The sequence below is a fragment of the Desulfamplus magnetovallimortis genome, from assembly GCF_900170035.1.
Classification (GTDB): Bacteria; Desulfobacterota; Desulfobacteria; order Desulfobacterales; family Desulfobacteraceae; genus Desulfamplus; species Desulfamplus magnetovallimortis.
On record NZ_LT828544.1, the window covers coordinates 78,018 to 88,603 of the forward strand.

Sequence of the window (10,586 nt, forward strand, 5' to 3'; positions counted from 1 at the left end):
TCCTGATTCAGGCAATGTTGACAAGGCTCAAAAGATCATAGGTGTCGGCTTTGAGTATGAAGTATGAGAATTGAAGTATGGCCATTCAGAAGTTAATCATGGTTATCCAGAAGTTAATTATGGTTATCCCTTAATCCTTTAATCAAGGTTCAAAATCTGCCTGAACCCTGATTCAGATGATTAAAGGATTTTCATGACTGGTGAGGGTAATATCAGGTAATCATTTGGGCAGTTATTTTTTGAATGCAATGATAGATATCTTCATCACTGCCATATATATCAACTACATCGCGGTGGTTGATGAGGGTTTCTAAGACAAATGCTGTCAGATAAAGAGAAACAATGTTAGGATTAGGGACAAGTGTTCTGAATGGTGCAATCTGAAAATCAATGTCAAAATCTTCAGCTTTGCACATCTTTTCGATACATTTACTTATCTGCTCCTGTACGGCATTTTTACTTACGGTTTCAACCAGCTTCTCTTCCACAAGTTTCATGGCAACCTTGTTGCTGTACAACTCAATATTGTCTCTTACTGCATTTATGGAGCGAAACCGTTCCCGCTCTTTTGAAGATTCAATCTTTGACAGCAATTTTGCTTCTCTGTTTCCCACCCGAAATGTTTTACCCATGATCTGTCCCTTTTTTCATGTGAAAGTGTTTCTTTTGCCATGCAAACAGGTCAATTCCTGATAACATGCATGGCGGTATTACCGCCACAATTGAATAATGAAAGTCCGTAAAGGCGAAAGGCTTTCATATGACATGCATTTATGTTTCATTCAGGCATGGATTATAAGCGGAAATTAGATATGGTTTCAAGATAAAAATGGCCGCAGCGCAATAATCTTTTTATGTTTTTACAGAGCCTCCTCAATAATAATCTGGGGGATTTTTCTTTTGTTAAAACGGTTCATCCTGACCCTGAATGCAATTTTTTTAAATTTGCTTTGCATAGGCTCTTCAGGATCAATATTAAATTGTAACGCCTCAATTGAACAAGCTTTTTTGCCACCAGGAGAGTCACACTTTTGCAGCACCATTTTTCTGTGTCTTGTGCCCATTATCATTGAAGATACTACCTTGAGATCCATGCACTCGAACATTGGTTCAGGGTTTCCTGTACCAAATGGTCTCAATGCCTCTATCTCCTCTATAAATGATTCTGTGATATCTTCAATATCAAGGGATGAATCAAGGTTGATGGTTTTGACGGCAACTTTGTCACTTGAAGCCTTTGCAATTTCAGATTCAAAAAGGTGTTTAAATGATTCAATGTTTTCCTTGTTGATGGTAATGCCTGCTGCCATTGCATGACCGCCGAAATTTTCAAGCAGATCGCAGCATGCGCAAAGTGCCTTATGGATATTTATTCTGTTGATGCTGCGGCAAGAACCTGTAGCAGGTTCCTGGGCAGTGGAGATTAGAATGACAGGTCGGCAATGTGACCTTGATATTCTGGAAGCGGCAATACCCATTACCCCGGCAGGCCATTCAGGAGATGCCATTACAATGGCAGATGCATTTAAAAGTTCAGGAGCAATCTTTATTTTGTATTCAATATCATCGACAATGCTTTTTTCAAGCAACTGTCGCCTTGTATTCAGATTATCAAGAATTGCTGCTGTCTGTTCAGCCTTAATCCTGTTTTTTTCCGTTAGAAGATCCACACATATCCTGGCATGGGAAATACGGCCGGCAGCATTGATTCTTGGTGCAATTCTGAAAGAGATATCATCAGAATTTAAGAATCCGCTTTCAATTCGGCTTATTTTTGTTAAAGCCCTTATTCCCTCCCGTTTTCCCTGTTGGATTATCTCCATGCCTGCCCTGGATAAAATCCTGTTTTCTGCCTTCAAAGGTACCATGTCTGCAATTGTACCAATGGCAAAAAGATCGCAATATTTTATTAAATTTGGCTCCTGAATATCTTTCCAGAATCCGTTTATTCTCAGGTGCTGTCTTAGGGCGATGATAAGATAAAATGCCACTCCCACACCTGCAAGATGTTCAAGTCCAGCCTGGCAATCCTCTCTTTTGGGATTTACAACAGCAATGGCCGGCGGGATATGGGATGTTACTTCGTGGTGATCTGTAATAATAACATCAATGTCTTCTTTAATGGCAAGTTTTACTGCGTCATGGCTATCTGAACCACAGTCAACTGTTATGACAAGATCGCACTTCTGTTCAGCCGCCATTTCTATATGACAAGGCTTCAAGCTGAAGCCCTCCTTTACTCTGTGGGGAACATACCAGGAGACTTCAGCTTCCACATGATAGAAAAAATCGTTGAGAAGGGATGTAGCTGTTATGCCGTCAGCATCAAAATCGCCAAAAACTAGTATCTTTTCTCTGTTGCATATAGCTGTGTATATTCTTTGTACAGCCTTTTTCATATCCTTCAGTGCAAATGGATCTGTAAGATTGGTAAAGCTTGGATTTAAAAATGTAAAGGCTTCTTCAGGAGTCAATACTCCTCTGTTCACAAGAATTTTTGCAACTATTTTGTGACAGCCCACTATCCTTGCAATTTTTTCAGCAATGTCAGGGTTATTATCTGGTATTAGCCATTCTGTTTCCATGAGTTTCTGTCCCATTAGGGTGGGGCATCAGCCCCCAGCGTTTTAATGTTTCATACCTGCGTTTCAACGATTCACCCCTGTGTTTCAATGATTCACTATTCTTGTGTCCGTCAGGCATGGCCTTTATACCGAAAAGCGCTTCTGTTGTCATTAACAAAGTCAAATCAATTTTGGTTATTGTAAATATTATCTGGAGAAACATCGCCTATAATGATATATAGAAAATTTGACATTTTTGTGAAAATAAACACTATAATGGAAACGTTAATAATTTAAGTATCCCTATGAATACCATCCATAAACTATATATTGTCGATAAAAGCAGGATAGGATTTTTAAAATTTATCTTTGAAGCCCATGACGGACTTGCTGTTATAACAACACTTGAGCCATCAAGCGGGTTGGTCCGTTTTGCCGTGGCACCCGGGTGCATGGATGACGTGGATATCATACTTGAAGATTTGAAAAAGGATATGTTTATTCGGGAAGCATGAAATTTTTAGATTATGGCTATAGGTTATATTTAAAATGAAATTAAAAGGATATGCTTATATTTACACCATAGGCTGCCAGATGAATACCTATGATTCAGAAAAACTTGCAGCAACTCTTGCATCCATAGGCTATGGGAAAACAGAAGATCTGGATAAGGCAGATGTTGTGGTGTGCAACACATGTTCTATTAGGGAGAAGGCCCAGGAAAAGGCATACAGTTTTCTGGGTACCCTTGCAGCAAAAAAGAGGAAAAATCCCAATATTGTGGCTGTGATGTCAGGATGTGTGGCACAGCAGGAGGGAGAAAAGGTTTTTAAACGCATTCCTCACCTTGATATTGTAATGGGAACCCAGGCATTTGAACGTTTGCCGGAACTTATTTCCATGGTGCATACGAAACGTATGCGTTCAGAAAAAAGTCGGGTTACAGACACAGGAGAAAGCATTAAAATATTTGAATCCATGCCTGACTTTTCAACCCTTGACAATGAAAAGGTATCGAGATTTGTAACTATTATGCAGGGTTGTGATAATTTCTGTACTTACTGCGTAGTTCCATATGTCCGGGGGCGGGAAAGAAGCCGAAATCCTGAAAGTATTGTAAAGGAGATTGCCATTCTTGCTGATGCAGGTGTTCGAGAAATAACCCTTCTTGGCCAGAATGTAAATTCCTATGGTAAAAAAGAAGGTATCTGTTCCTTTCCGGAACTTCTTGAAAAGATAAACTCCATAGCAGGTCTTGAACGCATAAGATTTGCCACATCCCACCCAAAGGATCTTTCCGATGATCTGATTTTTGCCATCCGTGACCTTGACAAGGTCTGCAATCAGCTCCATCTGCCGGTTCAATCCGGATCAAATGCCATCCTGAAAAAGATGAACAGAAATTATACACGGGAGAGCTATCTTGAGAGGATAGATACCTTGAGAAAGCACTGTCCGGGTATTGGCATTTCCTCTGACATGATTGTGGGATTTCCATCTGAAACCAGAGAAGATTTTGATTTGACCCTTGATCTTGTAAAAACTGTTGAGTTTGATGGTCTTTTTGCATTTGCCTATTCAGATCGCCCCAATGCACCGGCAGCCCATTTTCCAGGTGCTCTGGATGAAAAAGAGAAAATGGCAAGATTGAACGAGCTTCTGGAGCTTCAGGAATATTATACACAAAAGGCAAATCAGGCATTGAAAGGTTCTGTTGAGACAGTGCTTGTTGAGGGGCAAAGCCTTAAAAAACGTCATACATATCCGGAGGGAGATGAATTTAAAAACTCTGAAGTTAACCGCGATTTAACCCTGAAGGGTTCTGATGTTCACCGTGATCTTCCCCTGAAGGGTTGTGATGTGCACAGTGATCTTACCCGAAATAGTTGTAATGTGCATCGTGATCTTCCCCAGATGACAGGCCGTACAGATTCAGGAAAAATTGTACACTTTCAGGCAAAAGATATTGAACCCGGCCAGATGGTTCAAATCAGAATCGAGCATGCATATCCCCACTCACTCTGGGGAACAGTATGCACAGAAACTGGTGGAGCTAAAAAATTATGAAAAACCAGACTACAGGCACAAAAATAGGCAGAAACGCACCATGCCCTTGTGGAAGCGGCAAAAAATACAAAACTTGCTGCATGAATATGAAAAATTTTTCAGTAAATAAACCCCTTTCCCTCAAGCAGGAGTACAGGCGAAAATTTAACATTATCATAAAAGAGCCCCATGAGATTGAGGGCATAAGAAAGACCGGAAAACTGCTTCTTGCTATCATGGAGAAGGTGGAAGATATGATACGGCCTGGCATCACTACCGATGATATAAACACCCTTGTTCATGAAGAGACCATAAGGGCAGGTGCAGTGCCGGCTCCTCTGCACTACAGGGGGTTTCCAAAAAGTGTCTGCGTATCTGTAAATGAGGTGATATGTCATGGTATTCCAGGAAAACGGATTCTTAAGGATGGAGATATCGTAAATGTGGATATTACCCCCATACTGAACGGCTACTATGCAGATGCAAACAAAACATTTTTTGTGGGCAGTGCCACACCTGATGGTGAGAAAATTGTGTCTGTTGCAAAAGAGTCGCTTAAGCGTGGTATTGAGATTGTCAAACCTGGAGTACATATCGGGAATATCGGCTGGGCCATACAGCGTTTTGCCGAAAAGCAAGGTTGTTCTGTTGTAAGAGAGTTTGTCGGACATGGTGTGGGGCTTGATTTTCATGAGCAACCCCAGGTGCTTCATTTTGGCAAAAAAGGACAGGGTGTTGTTCTTGTCCCTGGAATGGTATTTACCATTGAGCCTATGATCAATCTGGGCAGCAGGAAGCTTCACATACTCAAGGATAAATGGACCGCTGTTACAAACGACGGCTCGCTCTCTGCACAGTTTGAACAGACAATTCTTGTGACAGACAATGGCTGGGAAAGCCTTACCCCATATGATCTTTAAATGTGGGTCTTAAATACCTTGCCCATTTGCGTATTTTGGGGACATGTTTTAAATTCTGTCCCTGTTTCTAAAAAAGGGAAAGTGATTTCGTGCTCATTCCTTAAGGAGTAATTTATGAAAGCTTTAAAATATTACATAAAAATAATGGATGCATTCAGTGAAAAGACAGGCTTTGTTATTTCGTGGTTATCCACACTTCTTGTTATTACGGTGTTTTATGATGTAATAATGAGGTATGTATTCAAAAATGGCAGCATCGCTATTCAGGAGCTTGAATGGCACATATTTTCCGTTATTTTTCTGCTTGGTGCAGCTTTTACCCTTAAGAGGGAAGGGCATGTCAGGGTGGATATTCTCTATACAAAATTTTCAACCATAACAAAGGCATGGGTTGACCTTTTAGGAACATTTATCTTTTTAATTCCTTTTTGTGTTATTGTTATATATTCAACAAAACTCTTTATCCTTGCCTCCTGGTCAGTCAGGGAGATATCCCCTGATCCCGGAGGCCTTCCATTCAGATATGCCCTTAAAGCCATGGTTCCCATTGGATTTTTCTTTCTTATTTTGCAGGGTACTTCTGAAGCATTAAAGAATCTGCTTGTTATTCTGGGGAAAAATGAGGTTGTCTTGCACAATAATGATTTCAATGAAAAAGATGTTTTGCAAAATAATGATTTCAATAAAAAGGAGGACGGTAAAAAATCATGATAGAAGAACTGTTCTGGGAATATCTGCCTCTCATTATGTTTACATGTGTTTTTGCCCTACTGCTTTTGGGATATCCTGTTGCATTCACCATTGGAGGTGTTGCACTCTTTTTTGGGCTTATCGGTTTTGGCGTTGATTTTTTCAATCTGATGCCCCTCAGAATCTGGGGTACAATGACAAATTTCACTCTTCTTGCGGTACCTCTTTTTATATATATGGGGGTGATGCTTGAAAAATCAGGCCTTGCTGAAGAGCTTCTTGAGACAATGTCTCTGGTTTTCTCAAGGATTAAAGGAGGACTTGCCATTTCCGTTGTTTTTGTGGGGGCACTGATGGGGGCTTCAACAGGTATTGTTGGAGCAACTGTTGTTACAATGGGGCTTCTTTCAGTACCAACAATGCTTAGGCGAAACTACAGCATTCCCCTTACTACAGGTACCGTTGCAGCATCCGGAACCCTTGGTCAGATAATACCACCAAGTATTGTGCTTGTGCTTCTTGGGGATATCATGAATGTACCCATAGGGGATCTTTTTGTGGGTGCTGTAATTCCTGGAATGATTCTGGTATTTCTCTATATTCTCTATATTTTTATAATTTCCCACATAAAACCTCAATGGGCACCTCCCATACCCCAGGAGGAGTTGGATGATATCTCAAAAAAGCAGCTTTATGTAAGGGTCATAAAGGCTCTTCTGCCGCCACTTACCCTTATGCTTACAGTTCTTGGATCAATTTTTGCTGGCATTGCATCTCCCACCGAGGCAGCTGCTGTAGGCTCTGTTGGTGCCACTGTTCTTACTGCCATGCATAAAAAACTTAATATGCAGATTTTAAAAGAGGTCATGGAGACAACAACACAGCTCACCTGCATGGTGTTCATAATTCTTGTCGGGGCAACAACTCTGGGACTTGTATTCAGGGGACTTGATGGCGATTCTCTTATAAGAAATCTTATACTGTCACTTCCCTTTGGAAAATGGGGAATTCTTTTTATTGTAATGAGCATTATTTTCATTGCCGGTTTTTTCCTTGATTTCATTGAAATCACCTTTATCCATGTACCAGTTCTTGCTCCGATAATGATTCATCTGGGTGTAAATCCCTTGTGGCTTGCTGTTCTTATTGCAGTTAATCTTCAAACCTCATTTCTCACTCCACCTTTTGGATTTTCCCTTTTTTATTTAAAGGGTGTCTGCCCGCCAAAGGTTCAGACTATTCATATATACAAGGGCATTATTCCCTTTGTTATCATACAGATTATCGGACTTGTCATTATATCTGTATTTCCGGAAACTGTTACCTGGTTGCCCCACGTACTTCTTGGAGATTAGAGAAGTTCTTTACTCAAAAGAGACAACTTTTTGGCCTTTTTGGCCTTTATTGAACTTGTCTGAATCAGGATAACCAGGATTTACAAGATGCCCATGATTTTTATCCTGTAAATCCTGCTTAACCTGGGAATCCTTATGCAGACAGTATTGACAAGGTTCAAAAGCTTATAGGTGCCGTTTTTGAGTCTTTCCAGATAATTAAATTTCCCGCTGTGAATGTTAGGGGCACGGAGCGACGTGTCCTGTAGTTTTCCAGATAATTAAATTTGCAAGCACACCGTAGGGGCAACCCTATGCGGTTGCCCTTCAAAGTTGAGATGGAAAAATATTTTTCTGGAAGTCTATAAAACAATAATGTTTATCTGGAAATCTATATTTTCTTCGATTGTTGAACGTATCCGACTCAATCTTTACGACAGAATAGATATTTTGGTAAGGATTTTATTGTAGTGACAGATTTTTTTGATTTGAGAACAATCTCATTAACCCTTGGTATTGTTTACATCACCATGGGAATAATAATGATTAACCATTCTGCAAACAGAAAGTGCTATCCTGGCTTTTACCAGTGGACAGTCGCTGTAATTACCATTGGCTCGGGTTTTACATTAGTCTCTTTTCGTGATATTTTTTCTGATATACTCACTATTGTATTGGCCAATGTATTCATTTATGCTTCAGAGGTTCTATTTTATTCAGGCTTCAGAACTTTTGCAGGTAAAAAATGGATATCCTGTTGTCACTTGATCATTTTTCTGATTTTTGCCTTTGGCATTCATCCCTATTTTACATTTATTTCACCTAATCTCAATCTTCGTATTATTGTTATTTCATTTTATGCTCTGTTCTACCATGTCAAAATTTTAATGGTGATAAGAGAGTTAAGCTCAAAGAGTGAGTTTAAAATCAACAAACTTTTTTTGGGGACTTTGATCTTTTTAATACTTATGTTATTTATGAGAGGTTTGTTTTACATGTTTTTCCGGCAAAACGTAATTGATTATATGGAACCCGGAAACCTTCATAACATGTTATCATTTAGCCTTATTATAGTTAACATATTTTACGTATTTGGCCTAATGGATCTTAACCTTCAGATGCTGGAAAGAGAATTACTTCGTAAGCAGCAAGAATCTGAAGTAAAAGAGGAGAAATATCGACAGCTTGTGGATTTTTCCCTTCAGGGATTGATTATTATCAGGGAAAATCCTTTAAAAATTGTTTTTGCCAGCCGCCAGATTGAAAGCATTACCGGTTATGCTAAAGATGAATTGCTTGGTTTATCCGATACCCAGGGCATAGAACTTGTCCATTTTGAAGATCGTCCCAGATTCATGCAAAATTTAAGGGAGCGCCTTTCTGGCAAAAAAATGGATACAGGTCATGAATATCGCATTGTAACGCGTTCAGGGGAAATTAGATGGATTGAAGCTTACAGCTCAAAAGTGGAGTATGATGGAGAACCAGCTCTGAATGCAGTAATGATAGACATAACAAAACGAAAAAAAGCTGAGTTTGCATTGCGTGAAAGCCAGGAGAGATATGAACGTCTGGCAAATCGTCTAAAGGACACTCTTATATTTTTTTCCCACAAACCAAATGGGGAACTAATTTATGTAAGTGAAGGGATTCACCTTGTAGGGACAGTTGCACCTGAAGAAGCCAAAGGCAAAAGATGGAAGGATATAGTTCAATGGACAGAAGAGTCTCTTGATGTGATTAATAAAAATACAATCAAGAGTATTGATGAACCTGAAAACTCCGCTGCTTTTGAATTATCCTATCACCATCCTGATCAAACGATTCATTATCTGTATGTATATATATATTCCATTTATAATCCCAATATATCTCACCGTATTCTGGAAGGCGTTGCAATTGATATCACCCGACAGAAGCGTGCCAGTGAAAAGATGAAAATACTTATGCAGGCCATAGAAAACACTCCTGCATCGGTTGTGATCACTGATGTAAAAGGTGATATTACCTATTCCAACCCAGCTTTCAGTCAAATTACCGGCTATTCCAAAGAGGAAGTTTTGGGAAAAAATCCCCGTGTTCTAAACTCAGGTATTCATGACAAAGAGTTTTTCAAAAAAATGTGGGATTCCCTTTCACAAGGTAAAATTTGGAGAAGTGATATTTGTAATAAAAAGAAAGATGGTACTCTATTCTGGGAATCTGTTTCTATCTCTCCCATACGTGATGAGTTAAATAGTTCTATTGTTAGTTATGTTGCAGTTAAAGAGGATATAACGGAGAAAAGGGAGCTGGAGAGCCTGAAAGCTGATGTAGAACGTATTATGCGTCATGACCTGAAATCTCCTCTTAATGCCATAATTAATTTTCCGGAAGTTATCAAGGCAGAGGGTAAAATCAGTGAAAGCCAGATGAAAATGCTTGGGATGATTCAAAAGTCGGGCAAAAAAATGCTTGATATGATAGAGCTTTCACTCGATATATTTAAAATGGAATCAGGTACATACCAATACCTGCCAAAAACTGTTGAACTGCTCGGTTTAATTCGTCAGGTGATAGATCAGAATCATGGTCTGATTTTATCTAAAAAAATTGGAGTGGATGTTATTATCAACGAAGAGCTTATGGTTGAACCTGTTTCTCAATCTGTTGTGGTACTTTCTGATGAGCGGCTTTTGTACTCTCTTCTTTCAAATCTGCTGCTTAATGCAATTGAGGCATCTCCTTATGAAAATACAATTAGGCTGTTGATTACTAAAAGAGCATTCAGTCCGGTAAAGCTGGAAATATGCAACAGAGGTGTTGTTCCGCCTTCTATAAGAGAGAGTTTTTTTGAAAAATATAAAACCCACGGCAAATCAAAGGGAACAGGACTTGGAACCTATTCTGCAAAGCTGCTTTGCAGTGCAATGAACTACACCATAAAGATGCAAACATTTGATGAAACAGATACAACCTGTATCAGGATAGAAATGCCAGAATAGTCATTATACCGATTAAGGCTAAGTGTTTGATTTTATTAGATGTGGCTA

8 protein-coding genes are annotated in these 10,586 nt (G+C 39.4%); 6 read left to right on the forward strand and 2 right to left on the reverse strand.

Features of this window, described 5'->3' with window-relative positions:
• Positions 1-212: 212 nt before the first annotated feature.
• Positions 213-632, reverse strand: coding sequence for a hypothetical protein (locus tag MTBBW1_RS10470; protein WP_080803044.1), 420 nt, complete (start codon positions 630-632; stop codon positions 213-215).
• Positions 633-860: 228 nt separating this feature from the next.
• Positions 861-2,585 (reverse strand): single-stranded-DNA-specific exonuclease RecJ, encoded by a 1,725-nt coding sequence (gene recJ, locus MTBBW1_RS10475; protein ID WP_080803741.1) that lies wholly within the window; start codon positions 2,583-2,585, stop codon positions 861-863.
• A gap of 284 nt (positions 2,586-2,869) precedes the next feature.
• On the opposite strand from recJ, the gene MTBBW1_RS10480 reads away from it, so the two are divergent.
• The 6 genes from MTBBW1_RS10480 to MTBBW1_RS10505 all read left to right on the forward strand — a co-directional run bounded on the left by MTBBW1_RS10480 (position 2,870) and on the right by MTBBW1_RS10505 (position 10,538).
• Positions 2,870-3,079 carry a DUF4911 domain-containing protein gene (locus MTBBW1_RS10480; RefSeq protein WP_080803047.1) on the forward strand — a complete coding sequence of 70 codons (210 nt, stop codon included), beginning with the start codon at positions 2,870-2,872 and terminating at the stop codon, positions 3,077-3,079.
• Positions 3,080-3,113: 34 nt separating this feature from the next.
• Positions 3,114-4,631 (forward strand): tRNA (N6-isopentenyl adenosine(37)-C2)-methylthiotransferase MiaB, encoded by a 1,518-nt coding sequence (miaB, locus tag MTBBW1_RS10485; protein WP_080803050.1) that lies wholly within the window; start codon positions 3,114-3,116, stop codon positions 4,629-4,631.
• On the forward strand, positions 4,628-5,530 hold the full coding sequence (map, locus tag MTBBW1_RS10490; protein ID WP_080803053.1) for a type I methionyl aminopeptidase: 903 nt from the start codon (positions 4,628-4,630) through the stop codon (positions 5,528-5,530). The genes miaB and map overlap by 4 nt, the downstream gene beginning before the upstream one ends.
• 114 nt (positions 5,531-5,644) lie before the next feature.
• On the forward strand, positions 5,645-6,241 hold the full coding sequence (locus tag MTBBW1_RS10495; protein WP_080803056.1) for a TRAP transporter small permease subunit: 597 nt from the start codon (positions 5,645-5,647) through the stop codon (positions 6,239-6,241).
• On the forward strand, positions 6,238-7,575 hold the full coding sequence (locus tag MTBBW1_RS10500) for a TRAP transporter large permease (protein WP_080803059.1): 1,338 nt from the start codon (positions 6,238-6,240) through the stop codon (positions 7,573-7,575). The genes MTBBW1_RS10495 and MTBBW1_RS10500 overlap by 4 nt, the downstream gene beginning before the upstream one ends.
• Before the next feature lie 449 nt (positions 7,576-8,024).
• Positions 8,025-10,538, forward strand: coding sequence for a PAS domain-containing sensor histidine kinase (locus MTBBW1_RS10505; RefSeq protein WP_080803061.1), 2,514 nt, complete (start codon positions 8,025-8,027; stop codon positions 10,536-10,538).
• Positions 10,539-10,586: the final 48 nt, after the last annotated feature.